This is a genomic window from Nocardioides sp. (genome assembly GCF_031397825.1).
In the GTDB taxonomy this organism is placed as follows: Bacteria; Actinomycetota; Actinomycetes; order Propionibacteriales; family Nocardioidaceae; genus Nocardioides.
The window spans coordinates 1-22,899 of record NZ_JANNML010000133.1 but is presented as its reverse complement, the minus strand read 5'-3'; the positions used below and the strand labels follow the sequence as shown (position 1 = coordinate 22,899).

General features: G+C 73.0%; 21 protein-coding genes and 2 tRNA genes. 10 read left to right on the top strand and 13 right to left on the bottom strand.

What is annotated here, in order from left to right:
- Positions 1–7 precede the first annotated feature (7 nt).
- Complete coding sequence (purM, locus tag RMN98_RS11775; protein ID WP_309649005.1) at positions 8–1,102, top strand: phosphoribosylformylglycinamidine cyclo-ligase; 1,095 nt, start codon at positions 8–10, stop codon at positions 1,100–1,102.
- Between the two features lie 156 nt (positions 1,103–1,258).
- Positions 1,259–1,447, top strand: a complete 189-nt coding sequence (locus RMN98_RS11770; protein ID WP_309649004.1) for a DUF3073 domain-containing protein — start codon at positions 1,259–1,261, stop codon at positions 1,445–1,447.
- A gap of 71 nt (positions 1,448–1,518) precedes the next feature.
- On the opposite strand, the gene RMN98_RS11765 is transcribed toward RMN98_RS11770, so the two are convergent.
- Positions 1,519–2,607: a Glu/Leu/Phe/Val dehydrogenase dimerization domain-containing protein gene (locus RMN98_RS11765; RefSeq protein WP_309649003.1), complete on the bottom strand. Its 1,089-nt coding sequence runs from the start codon at positions 2,605–2,607 to the stop codon at positions 1,519–1,521.
- Positions 2,608–2,706: 99 nt separating this feature from the next.
- A complete protein-coding gene (locus RMN98_RS11760) occupies positions 2,707–3,672 on the bottom strand; it encodes a serine/threonine-protein kinase (protein ID WP_309649002.1) in 966 nt (321 codons plus the stop codon).
- Positions 3,673–3,691: 19 nt separating this feature from the next.
- Here RMN98_RS11760 and RMN98_RS11755 point away from each other — a divergent pair, with 19 nt between their 5' ends.
- On the top strand, positions 3,692–4,249 hold the full coding sequence (locus RMN98_RS11755) for an RNA polymerase sigma factor (RefSeq protein WP_309649001.1): 558 nt from the start codon (positions 3,692–3,694) through the stop codon (positions 4,247–4,249).
- A 117-nt stretch (positions 4,250–4,366) separates the two neighbouring features.
- Here the strand turns inward: RMN98_RS11755 and RMN98_RS11750 are convergent, their stop codons facing one another.
- From RMN98_RS11750 to RMN98_RS11740, 3 genes are all read right to left on the bottom strand, one after another.
- The gene (locus RMN98_RS11750) at positions 4,367–7,543 is read right to left on the bottom strand and encodes a response regulator (RefSeq protein ID WP_309649000.1); all 3,177 of its coding nucleotides are present in this window, start codon (positions 7,541–7,543) and stop codon (positions 4,367–4,369) included.
- Between the two features lie 72 nt (positions 7,544–7,615).
- Positions 7,616–7,879 (bottom strand): sensor histidine kinase, encoded by a 264-nt coding sequence (locus tag RMN98_RS11745; RefSeq protein ID WP_309648999.1) that lies wholly within the window; start codon positions 7,877–7,879, stop codon positions 7,616–7,618.
- A gap of 64 nt (positions 7,880–7,943) precedes the next feature.
- Positions 7,944–9,290, bottom strand: coding sequence for a hypothetical protein (locus tag RMN98_RS11740; RefSeq protein WP_309649039.1), 1,347 nt, complete (start codon positions 9,288–9,290; stop codon positions 7,944–7,946).
- A 156-nt stretch (positions 9,291–9,446) separates the two neighbouring features.
- On the opposite strand from RMN98_RS11740, the gene RMN98_RS11735 reads away from it, so the two are divergent.
- Positions 9,447–10,370, top strand: a complete 924-nt coding sequence (locus tag RMN98_RS11735) for an NAD(P)H-binding protein (protein ID WP_309648998.1) — start codon at positions 9,447–9,449, stop codon at positions 10,368–10,370.
- A gap of 217 nt (positions 10,371–10,587) precedes the next feature.
- Here RMN98_RS11735 and RMN98_RS11730 read toward each other — a convergent pair whose 3' ends face one another.
- The gene (locus tag RMN98_RS11730; protein WP_309648997.1) at positions 10,588–11,667 is read right to left on the bottom strand and encodes an endonuclease/exonuclease/phosphatase family protein; all 1,080 of its coding nucleotides are present in this window, start codon (positions 11,665–11,667) and stop codon (positions 10,588–10,590) included.
- A gap of 167 nt (positions 11,668–11,834) precedes the next feature.
- On the opposite strand from RMN98_RS11730, the gene RMN98_RS11725 reads away from it, so the two are divergent.
- The 3 genes from RMN98_RS11725 to RMN98_RS11715 all read left to right on the top strand — a co-directional run bounded on the left by RMN98_RS11725 (position 11,835) and on the right by RMN98_RS11715 (position 13,783).
- Positions 11,835–12,224, top strand: coding sequence for a hypothetical protein (locus tag RMN98_RS11725; RefSeq protein WP_309648996.1), 390 nt, complete (start codon positions 11,835–11,837; stop codon positions 12,222–12,224).
- A gap of 11 nt (positions 12,225–12,235) precedes the next feature.
- Entirely contained in the window at positions 12,236–12,736 is a 501-nt protein-coding gene (locus RMN98_RS11720) for a hypothetical protein (RefSeq protein ID WP_309648995.1), read from the top strand.
- 285 nt (positions 12,737–13,021) lie between these two features.
- Positions 13,022–13,783 (top strand): GTPase domain-containing protein, encoded by a 762-nt coding sequence (locus tag RMN98_RS11715; RefSeq protein WP_309648994.1) that lies wholly within the window; start codon positions 13,022–13,024, stop codon positions 13,781–13,783.
- A gap of 41 nt (positions 13,784–13,824) precedes the next feature.
- On the opposite strand, the gene RMN98_RS11710 is transcribed toward RMN98_RS11715, so the two are convergent.
- The 7 genes from RMN98_RS11710 to RMN98_RS11680 form a co-directional block, all read right to left on the bottom strand.
- The gene (locus tag RMN98_RS11710) at positions 13,825–15,015 is read right to left on the bottom strand and encodes a glycerate kinase (RefSeq protein ID WP_309648993.1); all 1,191 of its coding nucleotides are present in this window, start codon (positions 15,013–15,015) and stop codon (positions 13,825–13,827) included.
- A 34-nt stretch (positions 15,016–15,049) separates the two neighbouring features.
- Positions 15,050–16,579 (bottom strand): SLC13 family permease, encoded by a 1,530-nt coding sequence (locus tag RMN98_RS11705; protein WP_309648992.1) that lies wholly within the window; start codon positions 16,577–16,579, stop codon positions 15,050–15,052.
- Positions 16,576–18,090, bottom strand: a complete 1,515-nt coding sequence (locus RMN98_RS11700) for an ATP-binding protein (protein ID WP_309648991.1) — start codon at positions 18,088–18,090, stop codon at positions 16,576–16,578. The genes RMN98_RS11705 and RMN98_RS11700 overlap by 4 nt, the downstream gene beginning before the upstream one ends.
- Complete coding sequence (locus RMN98_RS11695; protein ID WP_309648990.1) at positions 18,083–18,418, bottom strand: hypothetical protein; 336 nt, start codon at positions 18,416–18,418, stop codon at positions 18,083–18,085. Before RMN98_RS11695 ends, RMN98_RS11700 begins: the two co-directional genes overlap by 8 nt.
- Before the next feature lie 153 nt (positions 18,419–18,571).
- A complete protein-coding gene (locus RMN98_RS11690; RefSeq protein WP_309648989.1) occupies positions 18,572–19,528 on the bottom strand; it encodes an alpha/beta hydrolase in 957 nt (318 codons plus the stop codon).
- Between the two features lie 93 nt (positions 19,529–19,621).
- Positions 19,622–20,623: a serine hydrolase domain-containing protein gene (locus RMN98_RS11685; protein ID WP_309648988.1), complete on the bottom strand. Its 1,002-nt coding sequence runs from the start codon at positions 20,621–20,623 to the stop codon at positions 19,622–19,624.
- 113 nt (positions 20,624–20,736) lie between these two features.
- Positions 20,737–20,810 (bottom strand) — tRNA-Phe (locus RMN98_RS11680).
- 98 nt (positions 20,811–20,908) lie between these two features.
- On the opposite strand from RMN98_RS11680, the gene RMN98_RS11675 reads away from it, so the two are divergent.
- The 3 genes from RMN98_RS11675 to RMN98_RS21070 form a co-directional block, all read left to right on the top strand.
- Entirely contained in the window at positions 20,909–22,399 is a 1,491-nt protein-coding gene (locus RMN98_RS11675; protein ID WP_309648987.1) for an ABC transporter substrate-binding protein, read from the top strand.
- Positions 22,400–22,488: 89 nt separating this feature from the next.
- Positions 22,489–22,561 (top strand) — tRNA-Glu (locus tag RMN98_RS11670).
- Positions 22,562–22,664: 103 nt separating this feature from the next.
- The coding region (locus RMN98_RS21070) for a helix-turn-helix transcriptional regulator (protein WP_397209426.1) at positions 22,665–22,899 on the top strand (235 nt) is incomplete at its 3' end.

The following is a 22,899-nucleotide window of genomic DNA, read 5'->3' as shown; positions in this document are numbered from 1 at the left end:
GCCATCTGTGAGCCAGACCCCCTCCCCGTCCGGGAGCACCCACGTCGGCAACGCCTACGCCGAGGCCGGCGTCAGCATCGAGGCGGCGGACACCGCCATCGAGCTGATGAAGGGCTGGGTCGAGAAGGCCCGTCGGCCCGAGATGATCGGGGGACTGGGCGGCTTCGCCGGGCTCTTCGACGCCAGCGCCCTCACGTCGTACAAGCGCCCGCTGCTGGCGACCTCGACCGACGGGGTCGGCACCAAGGTCGCCATCGCCCAGGCGATGGACGTCCACGACACCATCGGCTACGACCTGGTCGGCATGGTCGTCGACGACCTCGTCGTGTGCGGCGCGGAGCCGCTCTTCATGACCGACTACATCGCCTGCGGGCGCGTGGTCCCCGAGCGCATCGCCGCCATCGTCAAGGGCATCGCGGAGGCCTGTGTCGAGGCCGGCTGTGCGCTGATCGGCGGCGAGACCGCCGAGCACCCCGGGCTGCTGGATCCCGACGACTACGACGTCGCCGGTGCCACCACGGGCGTCGTGGAGGCCGACAAGCTCCTCGGTCCCGGCCGGGTGCGGCCCGGCGACGCCGTCATCGCGATGGAGGCCAGCGGGCTGCACTCCAACGGCTACTCGCTGGTGCGCCACGTCCTGCTGAAGACCGCCGGGTGGCAGCTCGACCGCGACGTCCCCGAGCTCGGACGCACCCTCGGGGCGGAGCTGCTCGAGCCGACCCGCATCTACGCCAAGGCCTGCCTGGCCCTCGCCGACCAGGTCGAGGTGCACGCGATGTCGCACGTGACCGGTGGCGGGCTTGCGGCCAACCTGGCCCGGGTCATGCCCGAGGAGCTCATGGCGACCCTCGAGCGCGGCACCTGGACGCCCCAGCCGATCTTCGACGTCGTACGCCGCGTGGGCTCGCTCTCGCAGGCCGATCTCGAGATGACGCTCAACTGCGGCGTGGGCATGGTGGCGATCACCGCTCCGGCTGCCATGGACCGCGCGATCGAGGTGCTGGCCGGCTTCGGCATCCGGGCGTGGGTGGTCGGCGAGGTCACCGTCGACCCCGAGCAGCAGGGCCGGGTCGTCCTCGAGGGCCAGCACCCGGGCTGGTGAGGGGCGATTTCGCCCAGGGCGTAGTCCAAATCGCCGCGACATTGACCCTCGGCGTGCGGGAACACCCAGCCAGCAGGTAGCGTTGCCCTCACGAGAAATCTTTGAGACAGCCCGGGAGCCATGGTGCCCCGGCCGACTTGCGAGGGGGCTGACCCTATGGGGCGCGGCCGAGCTAAAGCCAAGCAGACGAAGGTCGCTCGCGACCTGAAGTACCGGACGCACGACACGGACTTCGGGGCGCTGGCCAGCGAGCTGCACGGCGGTGACAACAGTCAGACCGAGGAAGTCGATCCCGAGGTGCTCGAGAAGTGGTCCGACGTCATCGAGCCGACGCGGCGAGACTGACCCTCCACTGACCACGAAGGGCCCCCCGGCATGCCGGGGGACCCTCGTGTCTGTGTGGGCGGAGCCGGGGCTCAGGCGTCGAGCCAGATCCCCCGGAGACGGCCCACGTCGCGGATCCGTCGCTCGGCCAACCGGTCCGCGGCGATCGCCGGCGGCACGCCGTCGGAGGCTGCGAGCTCGAAGACACGCAACGTCGTGTCGAAGATGCCCGTGGCGCGCTGCTGGGCGCGCTCGAAGACGAAGCCCTCGAGCTCGTCGGCGACCTGGATCAGACCGCCGGCGTTGACGCAGTAGTCGGGCGCGTAGAGCACCCCGCGGTCTTCCAGCGCCTTCTCGATTCCGGGGTGGGCGAGCTGGTTGTTGGCGGCGCCGCAGACGATGCGGGCCGACAGCACGTCGAGCACGGCGTCGTCGAGCGCGCCACCCATGGCGCACGGGGCGTAGACGTCGAGCGCGGTGGTGACCAGGTCCTGCGTCGAGCCGACGACGGTGACCCCGGGCAGCTCGTCGCGCACCCGCTCGAGCGCCGCGGTCGCGACGTCGGTCACGACGACCTGGGCGCCGTCCTCGACGAGGTGGCGCGCCAGGTGCCGGCCGACCTTGCCGACCCCGGCGATGCCGACGGTGCGACCTGCCAGCGAGTCGGTGCCCCACGCGACGGTGGCGGCGGCCCGCATGCCCTGGAACACGCCGTACGCCGTGAGGACGGAGCTGTCGCCCGCCCCGCCGTGGGCGGTGGTGCGGCCCGTGACGTAGTCGCACTCGCGGGCGATGTCGTCCATGTCGGCCGAGAAGGTGCCGACGTCGCAGGCGGTGTAGTAGCGCCCGCCGAGCGACTGCACGAAGCGGCCGTAGGCGCGCAGGAGCGCCTCTCCCTTGAGCGCGGCCGGGTCGCCGATGATGACGGCCTTGCCGCCACCGAGGTCCAGGCCCGCGAGCGCGGCCTTGTAGGACATCCCGCGTGACAGGTCGAGCACGTCGCGCACGGCGTCGGCCGTGCTGGCGTAGGGGTAGAAGCGGGTGCCTCCGAGGGCGGGTCCGAGGGCCGTCGAGTGGATCGCGATGATCGCCTGGAGGCCGGTCGCAGCGTCGTTGGCGAAGACGACCTGCTCGTGCTCGGAGCCGAGGTCGAACACGTCGACCGAAGGTGTTGCAGACATGGATGATGTCCTCATTCGTGTGTCGCGGGCCGCGTGGGTGTGGCGGCCCTGGTCGGTGAGTCGCAGGGGTGGCGCGGCTCACAGCCAGCCTAACGCCGCTCAGACCAGCGTGGTGACCACGTAGGCCACCCCGAACGCCGCGATGAAGGCGAGCAGGCTGATCAGCGCGGTCGTCCAGGTGGGGCCACCGTCGGAGGGGACCTCCGCGCGGGGTCGGTCGGGGAGCTGCCAGAGCGTCAGCTGCTCGGCGCCTGCGGCCGCGGGGACGGCGGCGCGGAGCGCCGCGACGTACGACGCCACGTCGGGCCAGCGGTCCTCGGGGTCGGGCTCGAGGGCGCGCAGCAGCACGTCGTCGACCGCCGACGGGAGGTCGGCGAGCGAGGACGGCGCCGGGGGGAGGGTCGCGTGCACGAGCTCACCGAGGGTGCCGGTGCGGACCAGGCGGCCGGTGAGGAGCTGGTAGGTCACGGCGGCGAGGGCGTGGACGTCGGCGCGCACGTCGACGCCGATGCCGGTGGCCTGCTCGGGCGCCATGTAGGAGGGGGTGCCGACGACCTGGGTGAGCCCCGACGCGTGCAGCATCGCCTTGGCGACGCCGAGGTCGGCCACCAGGATCCGGTCGCCCGCGCTGCCGCCGCTGCGGACCAGGAGGTTCTGCGGCTTGATGTCGCGGTGGACCACGCCGTGCTCGTGCAGCACCGAGAGCCCGGCGCCGGCCTGGCGCACCATGTCGACGGCGGCGGCCGGCGGGGGGAGGTCGTCGCGCTCGAGCACGTCGCCGAGCGAGCCGAGGTCGGCGTAGGTCATGACGAAGTAGGGCGTGCCGTCGGCCTCGCCGACGTCGTAGACCCGCACGATGTGGTCGGAGTCGGCCCGGCGCAGGATCCGCGCCTCCTCCAGGAAGCGCTCGCGGACGTCGAGCCGCTGCGCCCAGTTCTCCGCGAGCGCCTTCACCGCGACGTCGGACCGGAGCTCCTCGTCGTGGTAGAGCCAGACCGTGGCGAACCCGCCCACCCCGAGCCGCCTCACCTGCTGGAGTCGTCCGAGCCGTTCCGGGAGGGCCATGAAAGGTAGTCTGCCGCAGGTGATCTCGGACGACGGTGGCCCCACGCTCGAGGAGCTGGCGGCGCGGGCGGCGGCGGGCGACCGCGACGCCCTCGAGGAGCTGCTGGCGCAGATCCAGCCACGCGTACGACGGATCTGCGGGCGGATGCTCATCTATCCGGAGGACGCCGAGGAGGCGACCCAGGACGCGCTGCTGCTCGTGGCGACCAAGATCGGCGGGTTCGCCGGGCGGAGCAAGTTCACGACCTGGCTGCACGCGGTCGCTTCCAACAGTGCCCGTTCGACCTACCGCACGCTCAAGCGACGGGCCGCGGAGCGACTGACCGACGAGCTGCCCGCCGCCCCCGACCCGCGCACCACGAGCGTGATCGCCGGGAGCCGGCTCGACCTGCTCGACGCGCTGGAGATCCTCGGGGCCGACCGCCCTGAGCTCGTGGAGCCCCTGGTGCTGCGCGACGTGCAGCAGCTGGACTACCTCGAGATCGCCCGGTTGCTCGACGTGCCGCTCGGCACGGTCAAGTCGCGCATCCACACCGCGCGCCACGCGGTGCGACCGCTGCTGGCCGTGCACGACTGAGGCGCCGCGGGTCTGGGGCGCCTCAGTCGGGATAGTCCCTCACGTTTCCGCGGCCGTGGGAGCAGGCGAGCAGTGATCTTGTTGGGGACTATCCCGACTCCCCGACTGGACGACCCGTCAGCTGGACACGCGGACCAGGGCGTCGACGCCGGTGACGACGGCCTGGGCGAGCCCGTCGACCAGCGAGCCGATGCCCTCGACCGAGCCGGTCTCGGCGTAGGCCTCGACGGCGGCGGCTGCCGCCCCGACCTGGGTGAGTCCCAGGTTGAGCGCGCTGCCCTTGAGCTGATGGGCGGCGGCCATCGCCCCTTCGGCGTGCTCGTCCGCGACCGCCGTGCGGATCTCGGCGAGGGTCAGGTCGATGCGGGCGAGGAAGGACATCCGGGTGCGTTCGAAGAAGCTCACCCCGTCCTTGACCAGGTCGCTCAGCATCGCGACACGCTCCAGGTCGAGCACGGGGTCGAGCACGGGCGAGGTGTCGGACTCAGCGACGGACGTGCTCGAGCGGGCGGCCGGGACCCAGCGGAAGATCGCCCGCGCCAGCTGGGGCGGATCCACGGGCTTGGTCAGGAAGTCGTCCATGCCCGCGGCCAGGCAGCGCTCCCGCTCGCCCTCCAGGGCGGAGGCCGTCATCGCGATGATCGGGACGCGCACGTCGTCCTCCCGCGCCCGGATCGCCCGCGTCGCGTCATAGCCGTCGAGCAGCGGCATCCGGCAGTCCATCAGCACGACGTCGAAGCCGTGGTCGCCCGCGAGCCGGTCCACCGCCTCGACCCCGTTGCCGGCCACCTCGACCCGGCAGCCCAGGCTCTCGAGCAGCCCGGTCGCCACGAGCTGGTTGACCGCGTTGTCCTCGACGACGAGCACGCTGACGCCCAACGGCGGCGTCGAGCGGGTCCGGCGGGGCGACCGCGCCCGCGCCGGCGCCTCGCCGACCACGGCCAGCAGCAGCGCGTCGTAGAGGTCGGAGAGCTTGACGGGCTTGGTCACGGTCGCGGTGATGCCGGCTGCGCGAGCCTGCGACTCCGAGACCGGTTGGTCGCGGGTGAGCAGCAGGAGGGGCGGGGGCCGGTCCAGGCTCGCCCGCAGGCGGGCTGCGAGGGCCAGCCCGTCGACCGCATCGAGGGTGAGGTCGAGCAGCACCACGTCGAAGGGCACCCCGGCCCCAGCGGCGGCGAGCGTCTGGGCCACCGCGTCCTCGGCGGTCGCGACCGCGACGACGGAGGCCTGCCACGCGACCAGCTGCTCCCGCAGCACCGTGCGCGAGGTGGTGTTGTCGTCGACGACGAGGATCCGCCGCCCGCGCATCGGGTACGTCGACGCGGACACCTGCTCGGGCCGGTCGGACCGGGCGTGACCGAGGCGCGCGGTGAACCAGAAGGTGCTGCCCTCCCCGGGCGTGCTCTCCAGGCCGATCTCGCCGCCCATCGCGTGCACGAGCTGCTGGGAGATCGCGAGCCCGAGCCCTGTGCCCCCGTGCTGGCGGGTGGTCGAGCGGTCGGCCTGGGTGAAGGCGTCGAAGAGACCCACGCGCTGTGTCTCGGAGATGCCGAGGCCGGTGTCGCGCACCTCGACACGCAGCACCAGGCCGTCGTCGTCCTGGCCGGCCACGACGGCCTGGATCGCCACCTCGCCGACGTCGGTGAACTTCACCGCGTTGGAGCCGAGGTTGGTGAGGATCTGTCCCAGACGCACCGAGTCGCCGTTGAGCAGCACCGGGACGTCGGGATGGCACGCCACCACGAGCTCGAGGCCCTTCTCGTGGGCGGGACCGGCGAGGACGGCTGCTGTCTGCTCGAAGGCCGAGCGGATGTCGATGTCCTCGGCCTCCAGCTCGAGCTTGCCGCTCTCGATCTTGGACAGGTCGAGGATGTCGTTGATGAGCCCGAGCAGCGTGAGCCCGGCGCCGCGCAGGCCCTCGGCCAGGCGGCGCTGACGGGTGTCGAGCTCGGTGCGCAGCAGCAGGTCGTTGAGGCCGATCACGCCGTTCATCGGGGTGCGGATCTCGTGGCTCATCGTGGCGAGGAACTCCGACTTGAGGCGCGAGGCCTCCATGGCCGCGTCGCGGGCGGACGCGAGCTCCTCGGCGTTGCGCTCCCGCTCGGCGACCCGGCTGAGCTGGTCGACGATCTGTCGGATCAGCTCCTGGGAGCCGACGTCGGGCGGCACCTCGTCGGCGACGAGCCCGACGACGCACACGGTCTCACCGTTGACCACGAGTGGCACGCCCACCAGGCTGTGGGTCGCGTCGCGGCCCGGCGCCGGGGCCAGCTCGACGCCGAGCGAGGTCCAGCACCGCTCGGCCAGCGCGTGGTCGGGCTGCTCCACGCCGGGGACGAGGTCGTCGTGGAGGTCGAGCGGGACGAGCGCCCCGGTGGCCTCGTCGCGGACCAGGGCGAAGCCGAAGTCCCAGCTGGTGTTGGCGGCGATCGCGCGGGCGGCGTTGGCCAGGGCCGAGGAGAGGTTGGAGGAGCGGTTGGCGGACTCGGCCATCTGCTGGAGCAGGTGCAGGCGCCGGGTGGCCTCGGCCGCGAGCTGGTCGGCGCGCATGAGGCTGCTGATGTCCTGGGCGGTGCCGCTCATGCGCAGCGGCACGCCGGCGGCGTTGCGGTGCACGATCCCGAGCCCTCGCAGCCAGCGGATCTCGCCGTCGCCGCGCACGATGCGTCCCTCCCAGGAGAAGTCCTCACCGGCGGCGAAGCAGTCCCGGATCGCCTCCTCGACACGGGGGCGGTCGTGAGGGTGCAGGAAGGACAGGAACGCCTCATAGGTCGCGTCGAACTCGTCGGGGTCCAGCCCGTAGATCCGGTAGAGCTCGTCGGACCACCAGATCGTGTCGGTCTCGACGGTCCACTCCCAGCTGCCGAGGTGGGCCAGCGACTGGGCGGCGGCGAGCTGGTGCTCGCGGTCCTGCAGGGTGTCGAGGAGCAGCTTGCGCTGGGTGTACTCGCTGACGCGGTGCAGCCAGCCGCGCACGACACCGTCGGGGTCGGGCAGCGGAGTCCAGCTGAGCAGGACCCACACGGGGGACCCGTCGGGACGCAGGAGGAGGGCGTCGAGGTTCTGTTGGCCCGGATGCCCGGCCCGCATCTCCTCCAGGTGGGCCTCGAGCTGCACGCGACCCACTGCATCGAGCACGTCGGCGCAGAGGAGACCGACGAGCTCCTGCTCCGGGCGCCCGAGGATCTCGGCCAGACGGGCGTTGCCGAAGAGGGTGCGCCCCTCACCGTCGAGGATCCACAGCCCGTCCGGGCTGTGCTCGACGATGCTGCACTGCAGCGACGCGTCGCGCATGGCTGCCCTCCTGTGGCCCCGGTCCCGGACGTCTCGACGACGAGGAGGTGCGGCGTCGGTGCCGAGTCGTCGTCAGGCCGTGCTGGACGGCCGTGTCGAGCCTACGGGAAGGCGCAGCACGAGGGAGGCCCCTTCTCCGAGTGCGGAGCTGATCGACACCGTGCCCCCGTGACGCTCGACGATCTGGCGCACGATCTCGAGCCCGAGGCCGACTCCTGGCACCGCGGCCGTCCCGGGCGCGCGGTGGAGGGGCGCGACGACGGCCGCGTGCTGCTCCGGAGGGATGCCCGGGCCTTGGTCGGAGAGCGACACGACCACCGTGGAGCCCGCGTCCATGACGGCGTCGAGCGGGGTGTGTGTCGCACCCGAGGCGTAGGTCCCGAGCGGGCAGGGACAGCCCTCAGGACGACGCTCGCGCGAACACGACCCGCCCGTGGCTGCCGTAGCCCACCAGCCGTCCGCCGTGGGGCTGCCCGTCGAAGCCGATCATCAGCCAGCCGTCGTCCTCCTCGAGGAGGGTGGGCCACGGGATGTTCGTGCCGTACGGCGCGTCCAGCGCGCCGACCTCGGCGAGGCGTAGCTCCGGCGCCAGGTCGGGGCGCAGGTCGAGCACGGGGAAACGCCGTCGCTGGCCGGGCAGGCCGTCGCGCCCGTCGCTGGCGAGGACCTGCCACCCTCCGCCGGGGCCGCCGAGCCGGGTCAGGACCGGCCCCTCGGTGGCGCGCCGGTCGGCCGCGGCCCCCAGCAGCGCGAGGTCGTCGAGGCCGGGGCCTTCGGCCAGCACGGGGTGGAAACGGAAGAACCGGCTGGCGCTGACGTAGGCGACCAGCCAACCGCCGTCGGTGCGCACCAGGTGCGGGTCCCAGACCCCCACGGAGCGCAGCCCGGTGGTGGGCAGGGCCAGCGGCCGGGTGTCGAGCACGTGCCGACCGCGGATGAGGTCCGCGCCGGACTCAGCGAGCGTGACCTCGACCGACGCGTCGGTGGCGCTCTCGTCGAAGTCGCCCCAGGTGCTGGTCGTGAGCAGCCACCGGTCACCGTCACGGAGCAGGTGGCTTGCGTGGTCGCCGAAGACCCCCGGCCGGTCCGACCGGCGGAAGAACAGGTCGCTTCGGTGCTCGAGCGTGAGGCTGCGCGGGTCGAGCGACCAGACCGAGGTGTGGGCGGTGTCGAAGAATCCCGGCCCGGCGCTGGTCGCGGTCAGCAGGACCCGCTCTCCGTCGGGTCCGGCCTCGCGCCACGGTGCCCCGTCGGCATGGCTGACCAGGCGCAGGTCGCGCAGCCCGAGCTGGCCGAAGGCGCCGGCGCGCACCTCACCGACTGCGCCGGTGCTGCCGTGGGTCAGCCCGGCGAGCCAGGCCTCGTCGCGGGTGTCGACGCGCTCGAGGAGGTCCACCCGGCCACGGACCGTCCACCCTCCGTCAGGCTCGGCCGCCTCCCTGGTCAGGACCGACAGGTGGGTGCCCGTCAGCGCGAGACCCACGGTCGTCACCGCGGACTCCGGTCGTCCGCTGCGCCGGCTCTGGTGCCGTGTGGTCCGCGACCCGGTGGTGACCGTCAGGCCCAGCGTGCCGTCGTACGTGCCGGTGAGGGTGACGTCGCCGCTCACCAGGCTCAGGCTCAGGGGACCGGGGCCCGTCACGTCCGCCTCGACGGCGACCGAGGGGGCGAGCGGCGCTGTGAGGTCGGTGCCCGGCTGGACGAGCGCGACGGGGCGCGCGTGGCCGACCGTCTCGAAGCGCTGCATCACCCGCCCATCCTGTCGGACCAGCTCGGCTCCCGCTCGGACCCCGCTCGCGCCCGGCCGGCGTGACCGGCGACGCACCCCACGCACGCTTGCCGTCGGCGGGGTCGGGCACCGGTCTGGTGGTCGCGCGTGCGGCCGCGACGAACGGGGTGGGACATGCAGGTGCTCGTGACCGGAGCGACGGGCTTCGTGGGGTCGGCGCTGGTGCAGGCGCTGGTCGACGGGGGACACCGGGTGCGGGCGATGACACGCCGCCCCGACGACTACGACGGCCCGGGCACGCCCGTGGCGGGGGACATGGGCGACGAGGCCAGCCTGCGCGAGGCCCTGGCGGGCGTCGACGTGGCCTACTACCTGATCCACTCGCTCTCCTCGAAGGACTTCGAGGAGGAGGACGCCGCCGGCGCCACCGCCTTCAGCGCCGCCGCCGCGGCGCAGGGCGTGGGGCAGATCGTCTACCTCGGGGGACTCGGCGACGAGGCCGACGGGCTGTCGCCGCACCTGCGGTCGCGTCGCGAGGTCGAGTCGCTGCTGGGGGCCGACGGGGTGCCCGTCACGGTGCTGCGGGCCGCGGTCGTCGTCGGCCACGGCGGGATCTCGTGGGAGATGACCCGCCAGCTGGTGGACCGGCTGCCGCTGCTGGCCGCCCCGCCGTGGGCCAAGACGCGCACGCAGCCGATCGCCCTGGCCGACGCCGTCACCTACCTCGTCGGCATGCTCGACGAGCCGCGTGCACGGGGGCGGGTGTTCGAGATCGGCGGCGCCGACGTGGTGACCTACGAGGACATGCTCGTCCGTGCGGCGAGGATCCAGAACGGCTCGGACGTCGCCCTCGTGTCCGTGCCGCTGCCCCAGACCGACCTCGTGGACTCCGCGGTGGCCCGCGCGTCGTCACTCGGGTTGGCGGCGTTGACCGAGGTCGACGTCGACACGGCCAAGAACCTCGTCGAGTCGATGAGCACCGAGGTCGTCGTCTCCGACCACTCGATCCGCGAGGTCGTCGACCTCGAGCCGATGGGCTACGACGAGATGGTCCGCGTCGCGCTCGGCGAACGCCTCCGCCAGGGCGAGCAGGTCTGAGCCGACTACATCTCTTCCTTCGGGCAGTCGGGGATCCCGGAGGTGGACTGGTAGACGTGGCCGTAGGGGTGGCCGACCGCTCCGGCCGTGCAGAGGAGCGGCCCCAGCGTGTGTTGGCAGGTGGGTGCTCTCATGATGTGCCTCCGTGGGGGATCGTGGCCTTCCCATCGGTCTCCGACGGGCGGTCCTGAGCCCTCGACGGCCGGGGGCTCGGTGGTCAGCCGGCCCGGACCTGCGCCACGGCGACCGGGTGGTCGGTGATGCGACGCACCTCGGAGTCCTCGAGGTAGCCGAAGCCGGTCCACGTCAGCGCCGGGGACCCGAAGATCCAGTCGATCCGGGCGCGTGGCGGGCGGCAGCCACCGACGACCGAGCCGCCGTTGGCGGCAGTGAGACCGGTGGTGAGGGCGAGGTCGCAGAAGATCTCGCCCTTCTCGTTCATGTCGCCGGTGACGACCACGGGCAGGCCAGTGGTCTGGAGGTCGTGGATCTGCGCGATCAGCAGCGCCGTAGCGGCGTTGCGTTCGCCCTCCGCGTCGCGCCGGGGACGTCGCGGCGACAGGTGCACGTTGATGAACCACACCTGCTGGCCCGAGGCCTTGTGCTGGAGCAGGACGACCGTCTGGGCGCGCTGCTGGCCGACGAAGGGGATGGTGAACGTCGTCGCCGCCAGGACGTCCCAGGTGTCGACGCGCCACATGATCGCCTGCGGCACCGAGGTCCCGCGCTGGCCGAGGGGCGGGTACGACGTGAACGCGCCGCCCGTCGCCGCCATCACGGTCGCCAGCTGGTCGACCTGGATCTCCTGGAGCCCGACCACGTCGAAGCCGCGCCGCACCACCAGCTCGCTGGCCCACCGGGCCCGGGTCACCCCGTCGGCCCAGCCGGAGCCGCGGGGGGTGTGGTTGGAGCCCAGCACGTTGAAGGACGCGACGGTGAAGTCGGCCGCCGCCGGCAGCGGTGACGGAGGGAGCGTGGGGAGGGGTGCCGGCGGCTGGACGACCTGCTCGAGGAGTGGCAGCTCGACGGGCTCGACGGGCTCGACGGGCTCGACGGGCGGCGGGGTCGGCGCAGCGGTGCGTCGGTTGGCGCGCGAGCCCTGCTCCGCGCGGTCGGCCCCCTCGGCCTGTGCTGCCTGCCCCTGGGCGGGCCGCAGGGTCCTCCCCGTGCCCCCGGGCTCGACCGGGAGGCTGCCGGCGGTCGCGGAGGGGGTCCCCGCCACCGCGAGGACGAGCGCGAGGAGGCACCCGACCGTCGCCGTACGCCGCCCGGCTCCCAGCACCACCGCCACACCCACCACCATCGTCCTCGGGGCTCTCGTCAGGACCCCCGATCGGCCGCGACGGCCGGCACCTGAGCACTCCGAGGTGTGGAGAGGCGCTCACGCCGCTTGGGGTCGTCGGGTTAGCGTCGGGCTCGCACTGTCTGTCTGCCTGTGAGGTCGTCGGTCCCGAGGAGGTGCCTGTGTCGCGTCGCGAGCCCCACGAGAACGTCGCCACCGTGCTGGTCGACCCGGCGGCGCTGCGCGACCTGGAGCTCGACCTGGTGACGCTGGACCTGTGGGTGTGGCCGGTCGCCACGGCGCCCGTCTACCCCGACGCGCCACGCGCGGCCTTCCAGCTGCGTCGCCGCATGGTCGAGGCCCGTCGTGGTGCCTGGGACCTGGCCGCCGACTGGACCCCGGTGTGGATCTCGTTCGGTGACGGCTGGCGCCGCGGGGACGACCCGCTGCCCTGGGCCGCGCACGTCGCGCTCTACGACACCCTCGAGCACCACGCGGCGCACGTCCGCTACCGCCGCGGCCTCGGCGGGGTCCCCCGGCTCTCGGTCGCCCGCGAGACCGAGCCTCGCTAGTGGATCCCGAAGTGGGCGCCGCTGCCCCCGACCGTCCCCTCAACCTGCGCCCCAGCCGTCGGCCGACCCTGGTGCGGATGCTCCTGGCGCTGCTGCTCGGCGGCGGCATGCTGGTGGTGCTGGGCGCGCCGGTCTGGTTCTTCATGCACTCCTCTGCAGCAGGCTGGCAGGAGGGCCGCCCCGTCGTCGCCTCGGTCGCCGACGACACCCGCTGCCGCGTCGGACCACCCCCGGGCGAGCCGACGACCTGCAGGGGCGTCTGGTCCGGCGGTGACGGCGACGTCAGCAACCGCTACGGCGGTCCGCCGCCCGTGCCCGGCGAGCCGGTCGACGCCCGCGAGGTGGGAGACGACCTGGCCCTGACCGGCTACCACCCGGTGCTGCTCGGCTGGGCCCTCGCGGCGCCCTACCTCGCCCTGGTTGGCGCCGGGGGTGCCGCCGTGGCTGTCGTGGGGCTGCGGGTGCTGGACCCGCGGTGGTGGACCTTGCGGACCGACCTGCCGTCGGGCTGACGGACCGGGTGCACCGCCACGGAGCGGAGGCCGGCCCGGCGCGGGGCGGTCTCGGCTCCGTTGAGAGCGTCCCGGCCACGCCGGGCACCGGCGATGACGACCAGCGCGACGTCGGTGTCGGCGGGGGCGATGGTGGCAGGGGAGGTCATGTCGACCATGGTGTCGATGCGTCGTGAAGGCCCGATGAGACCACGCGGTGAGCGACCTGTGGGACCAGGGGCATGACGCGGCCCGCTACGGTCGAGGTCGTCGCGACCCACCCTTCCCACCGCTCCTGGAGGCCTCGTGCCCGACCGTCGTGCCCCCCGCGGGGTCCGCTCCCTGCCCAGCGCGCTGAGCCGCGGCCGCGAGCGCATGACCGGTGTCTTCGGGCAGCGCTTCCCGACCGTCGCGGTCACCGGCATGACAGGGGTGGGCAAGACCGAGCTGGTCGACCACCTGTGCGGCCGCCCGTCCGAGAGCGGTACGCCGGAGGCAGGATCGGCGGTGCTCGAGAGGCGCGTACGCCGGGGGGCCCGCCTGACCGGTTTCCGCTTCCGGGTGGTGCCGGGCGACAACGCCGCGACCCGGCTCGGCGCGCTGGACGACGTCTTCCACGACGACCCCGTCGACGGGGTTCTGCACGTGGTGGCCAACGGCCATGCCACGGGGCGGCGACCGGCCGGCACCACCGGGCGCGCCGACGTCACCCGCGAGCAGCAGCTCGCCGCCGAGCTCGAGGACTGGACGGTCACGGCCCACCGGATCGCCTCGATGGCCGTGCGTCGCTCGCGGCCCACGTGGCTGGTCGTGGTCGTCACCAAGGTCGACCTCTTCGCCGACGACGTCGACGCGGTCGTGCGCTCCTACTCACCCGGCAGTGGCACCCCGTTCGGCGACCGTCTCGACGAGCTCCGTGCCCTGGCCGGCGGCGCCAACCTCTCGATCGACGTGCTGCCCGCGTGCAGCCACCTCGACAGCGATGCGGGCGGGGTGACCCGCAAGGACCGCGACCGCTACCTCGCGGCCCTCGAGGCGCGGATGGCGCAGCTGTCGGGCCACGTCTGAGGCGGGGCGCCTGCGGTGCACACCACCCGGTGACGCACGGCTCAGGTGCTAGCCACGGAGCAGCCGACCAGGACCATCCGCATCATCCGCTCCGCCGCGTCGGCCAGGAGGGTGGCGCCCTCGGTGAGGGCGTCCTCCAGGGGCATCGGGACGGTCAGGATCGAGGCCAGGGCATCGATCCCGGCGCCGTGCACCTCACGTGACCCCTCCCCGAGGCTGCCCGCCAGTGCTACGACCGGACGACCGTGGAGCTGGGCCCTGCGCGCCACCTCGGCGGGGATCTTGCCTCGTGGAGTCTGGAAGTCGACGGCCCCCTCGGCCGTGATCACGAGATCGGCCGCACGCACCGAGGCATCGAGGTCGACGTGGTCGAGAAGCACGTCGAAGCGCGGGAGCAGGTGGGCACCCAGCCCGGCCGCGAGGCCGGCCCCGAGCCCGCCGGAGGCACCCGTCCCGAGACCCAGTCGCAGGTCCGTCGTGCCCGCCTCGCGGTGTCTGCCGACCTGGTCGAGCAGTGCGGCCCACTGGGCGAGACCAGTCTCGAGCTCATCGACCTGCGCTGGCGTGGCGCCCTTCTGAGGTCCGAAGACCCGGGCGACCCCGCTCTCACCCAGCAGGACGTTGTGAGGGTTGCAGGCGACCTTGACCTCGACACCCGACAGCCGCTCGTCGAGCCCGCTGAGGTCGATCGTGCGGGCGTGTCGCAGCGCGGCGCCACCGGGGGCGACGTCCTCACCGTGTTCGTCGCGGACGGTCGCGCCCAGCGCCACCAGGGCTCCGGCCCCACCGTCGCAGGTGCCCGAGTCGCCGCAGCCGACCAGGATCGTGGTGGCCCCGTGGTCGAGCGCGGCCCGGATGAGCTCGCCGACGCCGTACGTCGTCGTGGCGCCGGGATCACGCTGGTCGCGAGGCACGAGATGGAGCCCGGCCGCCGCGGCCATCTCGACCACCGCTGTCCCGGTGGCCTGCGAGCCGAGCAGGGCAAGGTGACTCTCGACGGGCTGCCCGACCGGTCCGGTGACCGTGAGCGGGACCAGGCGTCCGCCCGTGGTGGTCGCGAGGGTCGTCGCGGTCCCTTCGCCGCCGTCGACGAGGGGCACGAGGTCGAGGTGCACCCCGGGGAGTGCTCGTCGGACACCCTGCGCGATCGCCTCGGCGACCTGCTCGGAGGTCAGGCTCTCCTTGAAGCCGGAAGGGGCGATGAGGATGCGCTGCGGGACGGACATGGGCATGGAGAGCCTCCGAGAGGTGGTGGGTCGGTGTGGATCAGGGAGTCAGGGACAGGCCGAGGACCGGCCAGACGAGGAGCGAGAACAGCAGGACGAGGCCGGCCGTGACAGGTGCCAGGACGGCCGAGAGGCGCAGGAGGTCACGCGGGGCAAAGGTCTCGACCTCCTCGACGCGCGCGAACAGGGCCACCGGTTTGGCCGAGGCCGGCAACGTGTGGCAGAAGCCGGCTGCCGCGGTGGAGGCGAAGGCAGCGGCGGCCGGGTCGACGCCGGCGGCCGGCGCCAGCGCCACGACGATCGGGATGAGGACGGAGGAACGGGCCGACCGCGACTGGACGACCAGGTGGAGGGCCGTCGAGGCGATGATGACCACCACGAGGAAGGGCACAGCGGCACCGGCGCCGCTGAAGCCGCCGAGCGCTCCCTCGGCCAGCCAGGTGGCGGCGCCCGAGGAGGTGAGCGCCGAGCCGAGCGCGAGGGTGGCGGCCAGGAAGAGCAACAGCGACCACGGGGCCGACTTGAGGGCCTCGCCCAGCGGGACGGCGCCCAGGCGCGGCGAGGTCGCGACGAGTGCGCCGAGCAGCGCGACGATCGCGGGGTGGATGCCGTGCAGCGGCTCGGTGCACCACAACCCCACCGCGGTCGCCACCAACAGGGCCGCGCGCGACTCGGCCACGCTCAGCGGACCCGTGACGGGCGGTGCGCCGGGGCGGGCGAAGTCGTGGACCTCCAGGGAGATCCGAGCGCGACGCGTCGCGCGGTCGGCGAAGAGGGCCAGGACGATCTCGGCCGAGACATGGGCGGAGACGATGGCGAGCGGCAGACCGAGGATCAGCCACTGCACGAACGAGATGCCCTCCCCGGTCGCCGTGAGCAGGACCTGGCTGGTGACCAGGTGGGCTCCGGCGCCGAGGAGGGAGCCGACCGCCGTCAGGAGGATGACGGTGGGGAAGAGCACCGCCAGTGCGCGCACCAGCTGCGGAAGGTGGCCGAGCGTTCGGGCCAGGGCCAGGAAGACCGGCAGGACCAGGGCGGCACGCCCCGAGGTGGACGGCACCGCGAAGGTCGTGACCACGAGGGCGGCCGTGACGAGGTGGACCAGCTGGCGAGGACTGCGTGCCGGGGCGACCATGAAGGCCGCCGCGCGGTCGGCCAGGCCGGAACGGGTCACACCTGCCGCGATGACGAAGGCTCCGAGCAGCAGCCAGACGGTCTCGTCCCCGAGCGTGGCGAAGAACGTGTCGGTGCTGATGACGCCTGCGAGGACCAACGCGACGGCGGCTCCCAAGGCGACGTAGGTGTCGTCGAGGCGGGTGAACACCCAGGCCCAGACCGCGAGGACGAACACCACGAGCGTGGTGCCGGCGTCACCGTCGAGGCTCGCGTCCCGATTGCCGATCGCGGCGGCGAGGCCGACCAGCGCCAGGAGACCGACCGCGCCCAGCAGCAGGCGGCGCAGGATGCGCGAACGCACCAACGAGCGACCGGTCACGACCTGGGGTGCGTCGGCGCGCGCAAGCGCCGCCGGGGGCAGGGTCGACACGCGGTCGTGCCGCGCCTGGCTCATGCGGGCACCTCGGGGCTCGTGGGAAGGGTCCACGCTCCGGTCCCGGTGTGGGGACCGCCCTGGGGGGAGCCGTGCCGGGGCAGGGCGAGACCGAAGGTGGCGCCGGCGCCCGGGGCCGTCTCCACCCAGAGCGAGCCCTCGTGCGCGTCGGCCACGGCCCGCACCACGGCCAGCCCGAGGCCCGGACCGATGTGGTCCGGGCCGGTGGTCGGGCCGTGGGGCTCGTCGTACCTCTCCAGGGCGAGGCGGGCCGCCTCGGGCGTCAGCCCGGTCCCCTCGTCGGTCAGCGAGATCTCCACGTGCTCCGCGGTGGTGCGGCACTGCAGGGTGATCGTGCTGCCCGCAGGCGCCTGCTGGGCTGCGTTGCGTGCCAGGCGCAGGACCGCGTCGGTGAGGCGATCCGGGTCGAGCTCGACGTCGACCAGGTCGCACTCACCGACACGGACCACGTGGGTGCCGCCGACCTGGATGGCCACGCGCTCCGCCAGCGCGTCGACCAGCTCGCCGGTGGACGTCCGTCGGGTCGTGACGAAGGCGGCCCGCTCGGACGCTGCCAGCACGGCGAGGTCGTCGAGGATCAGCTCCATGCGGGTCACGGCGTCGGCAGCCTCGTCGTCGTGGGCCGAGCGCTCCCGCACGATCGCGAGGGCGGGCCGCAGGTGCGCGCCGGCAGAGGCGGAGAAGCGCGCCTGGGCGGAGAACGCGCGCTCGAGCCGGTCGAGCATGCCGTTGAACGTCGAGGCCAGTGCGGAGACGTCGTCGCGGCCGGTGGCCGGGATGCGCTCACCCAGGTCGGCCCGCGTGATGCGGGCGGCAGCGCGCCGCACCAGTCGGACAGGGCGCAGGATGGCCCCCGCCGCGACCCAGGCGATGCCGGAGGTCACGAGCAGCCCTCCGAGGCAGACCGCCCCGACGACCAGGAGCTGCTGGTCGACCTCGGCGCGATCCTCCTGGGTGCCGACCGCGACCAGGAAGGTCCCACCGGGTCCGGGAGATCCTGTCGTGTCGACGTGCACGGTGCCCCAGCGGAAGGCGACTCCCGCAGTGGTGGTGGCGATGCCCGAGGTCTGGTCCGCGCGCACGAGCTCGGCGACGAGGTCGGGCTCGACGGTCAGCCCCACAGGATCGGCGACGTCCTGCACGACCAGCGCCTTCCTTCCCTCTCGGGCGGCGTCCCAGCCGAGGAGCACCTCGTCGCTGCCGGGGAACTCGCGCTGTAGGTGCAAGGTGAGCATGCGGACCGCGTCGGTGAACGCAGCGCCGGTGTCGGGGTCGCGGCCCTCGCTCGCGAAGGTGCGGAACTCGTCGATCTCCTGCGCCACGTCGGCGTTGGCCTCGCGCTCGATCTCGGCCAGGGCAGCGCTGCGCAGCGTGATGACCACGGCGAGGAGGCCCAGGGCCGTGGCCAGCATGATCCAGGCGACGATGCGGATCCGCCCAGGGATCACGGACGTCTCGGGCGCGCGCTGAGGAGCCGCGGTCGACCAGCGGGCCGCGGGGCGGTCAGTCATCGTCCTGGTCCGCCCGGTCGTCGACGTCCCCGTCCTCGACGTCCCGGTCGTCGGCATCGGAGTCGCCGCCGTCGCCTTCCTGTCCGGTGGCGACCGGCGCTGACGGCGTCACCACGAGCGGTCCCGGCGAGGGGGCGGACGGCGGTCGGGTGGCCGGTGAGGAGGGGGACTGCGCGGGCTCAGGGGGCAGGTCGGAGTCGACGAGCACCGGCGTGGTGGGGACGGACGGGTCGCCGGGTCGTTCGGCCAGTGCCTGGCTGGCCACTGCCAGGCCGAGCGGCAGTGCGAGCAAGGTGACAACCACCCCGATGCGGCTCCACAGACCCATGGGACTCTCCTTCGTCGATGCGAAGCAGAGATCTCATCGAGCTCCGGTGAGCAGCACGTGAGGCCATGATGAGCGTGCTCTCATGCACGGCGACGACTCGTCGCTGGCGAGGTGGAGCACGAAGGCCGCGACCTCCTCGGGAGCCCCGCTCGATCAGCCCGCCTCGCGGTGGTCGAGCGCCCACGCCTGGACCAGCGCGAGGTACTCCGCCGGCGCCTCCATCATCAGCGCGTGACGCCGGTCGTCGAGGACGTGGCCGCTCCAGTCGCGGCGACGGGCGAGCACCTGGCGCAGCACCTTGGCGGGCACGAGCGCGTCGGCGGTGCCGCCGAGGATCAGGGTCGGGGCCTCGACGGCATCGATGGCCCTCAGCACGCGACCGGGGGCGGCCCAGAGGGCGGCGATGGAGCGGAGTGCGCTGAGCAGCGCCTTGCGGCGTGAGGCGACGACCACCTCGTCGTCGTCGGCGTACTCCTGCGCCATCAGGTCGATGAGCTCCGGGCGCACGCCGTCGGGCTCGGAGAAGATCAGCCGCATCAGGTGCCGGTTGCGCCGCTCGTCCAGCAGCCCACCGGCGCCGAGGACGCCCAACGCGGCCGCCGACACCGACGAGACGGCGATCGGCACCATGCCCTCGAGCGTCGCGCGGGCCGGCACGAGCAGCTTGAGGGGCGAGGTGGGCGGCAGGGCGGGAGAGACCAGCACCAGGCGGGAGACCCGCTCGGGCTGCTGCGCCGCGAGAAGGGTCGCGATCAGCCCGCCCATCGAGTTGCCGTGCAGGGAGAAGGTCGTCCAGCCGAGCGTGTCCGCGACGTCGAGGACGAAGCGCACGTAGCCGGCGACGGTCAGCGGCTCGTCGTCCAGAGCGGTCGTCCGGCCGAAGCCGGGCAGGTCGACGGCCACGACGGGACCGGTGGCGCTGAGTCCGCTCATCACCTCGACCCACGTCACGGCCGAGGCGCCGAGCCCGTGGACCAGGAGCTGTGGCTCGCCGTCGGCGACCTCCGGGGCGCCCGCGGCCCGCAGGACGCGCACCTCGCGCCCGCGCACCGCCAGGACGTCGTCGACCACACCGGGGAAGGCGGGCCCGAGCCCCGCGACAGGTTCCATACCCTCAGTATGCGCACGGGTGCCCTGCTCGACCCCACCCGCGGGGGTGTGGGCGTGCCCACCAGCGCCGCCTCGACGCTGCCCCGCCGGTGCTCAGCTGCTCAGCCGGGCATGGAGCAACGAGGTGATCGGCCAGGCGCCCGAGGACCAGTTCGAGAGGACCGTCCAGGTGAGTGCGGCGGAGGGCTGGTGCAGGCTGACGAACGACACGCCGGCGTCCGCGCCTTCGAGCCACACCGCGTCGCTCGTCGCGTGGAGGTGGAATCCGAGTCCGTAGCGCTCGGACTCCTCCGGCCAGTCGCTGTGCGGACGCACCATCTCGGCCACCAGGTCCGGCGACACGATGCGGCCGGCGAACAGCGAGTCCCAGAAGGCGCTGAGGTCGGCCGCGGTCGAGTAGAGGCCGCCGTCGCCGCTGCCGACCACCGGGAGATGCAGCACGTTGGTCCGCAGGCCGTCGCGCTCGAGGTAGCCGAGGGCGGCACGGCCCGGGAGCTCGTCGGAGCGGAGGAACGCGCTGTCGACCATGCCCGCGGGCTCGCAGACCAGCTCACGGACCAGGCGGTGGAAGTCCGTGCCGCTCGACCGCTCGGCCAGCAGCGCGAGGAGCACGTAGCCGCCGTTGTTGTAGGCGAAGCGCTCGCCGGCGCGGAACACAGTGGCGTGCCCGTCCAGCACCGAGAGGTACTGCTCGGTGGTGGCCAGCTGGTGCACGGGGACGGGCATGACGTAGTCGCTGATGCTCTCGATCGCGTCCTCCTCGAGGTAGTCGCCGATCCCGGACCGGTGCGCCAGCAGGTGCCCGATGGCGACGTCGTCGGCGACCAGGGGCAGGTCGTCGCCCAGCAACGAGCGGGCGGTCGTGTCCAGCGCGAGCGCCCCGCGCTCCACCAGGCCCATGACGGTCAGTGCCGTCAGGCTCTTGGTCCCGCTCGCGATCCCGAGCTGGGTGTCGAGGGAGTGGGGGATGCGGTGGGCCCGGTCGGCGAGGCCGTAGGCCGCGGCGAGCTCGGTCGTTCCGGCGCGATCGACGCGGACGACGCCGGAGAACCCGGTGCGGTCCACTGCCTCGTCCACCGCCTCCTGGAGCTCCATCGCGCGAGCCTAGCGACGTGCTGCCCCCACCGGCAGTGCACGGCCAGGACGGCGAAGGCCCCCGCCGGAGTCCGGCGGGGGCCTTCTCGCAGGTCGAGGACCTGCGGTGCTCGTGGGCAGGGGCGGGGTCGAACCGCCGACCTATCACTTTTCAGGCGATCGCTCGTACCAACTGAGCTACCTGCCCAAGCGACGCACACCCTACAGGAGCCTCAGGGGACCCACGAAAGCGAGGACCGGACGTGACGTGCGTCACTTCGTGGGCGTTGGGACGTTGAGCCTCCCATGAGCCACTCGCGCGGGCGTCGTACGACGCTGCTCCCTGTCCTCGTGCTTCTCCTGGTGGGCGTCCTGGCCGCCTGCGGTTCGCGGGTGCATCCCGAGACCGTCGCGCAGCTGGAGGGGGGATCCGCCGCACTGCCTGGGCAGGCGGAGGGCGGGACCGTGGCCGGCGCCGAGGGCGCCGACACCACCGGCGCGACCGGGACCTCGCCGCTCCCGGGCGCCCCCGGGTCCGTGCCGGAGGCCGGGGCGCCGGTGGCTGGGACCGACCGCACCGGAGGCGGGGCGAGCACCGACGGTGGGGCGGCCGCTCCCACGGAGGAGAACGCCCCCGGCGGCGGGGGTGAGGCCGGAGGCTGCGAGGGCTTCACCAACCAGACCGGGATCACCGACGAGACCATCACCATCGCCAACGCCTCCGACATCTCCGGCCCCGTGCCGGGCCTGATGCAGGCCGGCCAGGATGCGGTGCGCGCCTACGCGGCCTACTTCAACTCCACCTCCGACATCTGCGGGCGCAAGCTCGAGGTGCTGCTCCTCGACAGCCGCACCGACGCGGCGGCCGACCAGCTCGCCTACACCAAGGCCTGCGACCAGGCCTTCGCCGCCGTCGGCTCGATGTCGGCCTTCGACTCCGGGGGTGCCGCCACCGCCCAGGCGTGCGGCCTGCCGGACCTCCGTGCCGCCTCGGCCTCCCTCGAGCGCTCGAAGTGCACGACGTGCTTCGGAGCGATGTCGCTCAAGGCCAACGAGTTCGAGAACGCCGTGCCCGACTGGATCAAGGCGAACTATCCCGACGCCGCGAGGAAGGCGGCCTACGTCTGGATCAACGCCGGCGCCGTGCCCGCGAACGCCAACTACCAGGCCGACGCCATGGAGCAGCGCGGCCTGGACTTCATCGTGCGCCAGGGCATCGACATCTCGGAGTTCAACTACGCGCCCTACGTGCAGGAGCTCAAGGACGCGGGCGTCGAGTACGTCCAGTTCCTCGGCTCCTCGTCGCACTCCGTGCGGATGGCGCAGGCCATGCAGCAGCAGGGCTACAAGCCCGACCTCTTCATGATGTCGCAGCCGATGTACGAGCAGGGCTACATCGCGCAGGCCGGCGCCGCCGCCGAGGACACCCACATCTTCATCACCCACGTGCCCTTCGAGGAGGCCTCGAGCAGCCCCGAGGTCTCGCTCTACCTGGCGTGGCTCCAGCAGGTCGACCCCGGCGCCGAGCCCACGTCGTACGGCCTCTTCGCCTGGTCCGCAGCGCGGCTCTTCGTCGAGCAGGCCACCGCCCTGGGCGGCAGGCTGACCAGGCCAGCGCTGATCGCGAGCCTCAAGCAGGTGAAGGACTGGACCGCCAACGACGCCCACGGCCCGCAGAACGTCGGGGCCAAGCGCACCGGGGAGTGCTGGCGCTTCATCAAGGTCGACGGCGGCCGCTGGACCGCGGCCGGCGCGCGGGACTACTCCTGCCGTGGCACCACCGTCGTGCCCGAGTGACCCAGCGTGGCTCCATCGCGGGGGCGATGCGGGTGAGATCCGGCTTTGGAGGCGGCTCGCGCGCGGCCCTATGCTGTCCCGGCAGTCCGGCCCCCATCGTCTAGCGGCCTAGGACGTCGCCCTTTCACGGCGGTAGCACGGGTTCGAATCCCGTTGGGGGTGCTCGGAGCGGTTTGGCCTAATTCGGGCGAGGGCTCATGAAATAGGTTCAGGCCATCTGACCTGGGTAAACACGACGCGAGCGCCTCAAGAGGGGGTCGACGGCATGGCAGCATCAAACCCTGGCTGGCGTCACGCCGAGTCGAAGGCTGAGTCGCATGGAACACCTACTGGCGGTCATCACTCAGCGGCGTTAGCGCTGCTGGGTCGACGAGTCCGAACGCTCAGGGCGCAGGCCGGCCTGACTCAGGTCGAGGTCGCGCAACGGCTCGGAATGAGCCGTTTCACTGTCATGTCACTCGAGTCGGGGAGGCACGATATCGGCGCTAGTAGACTGCCGT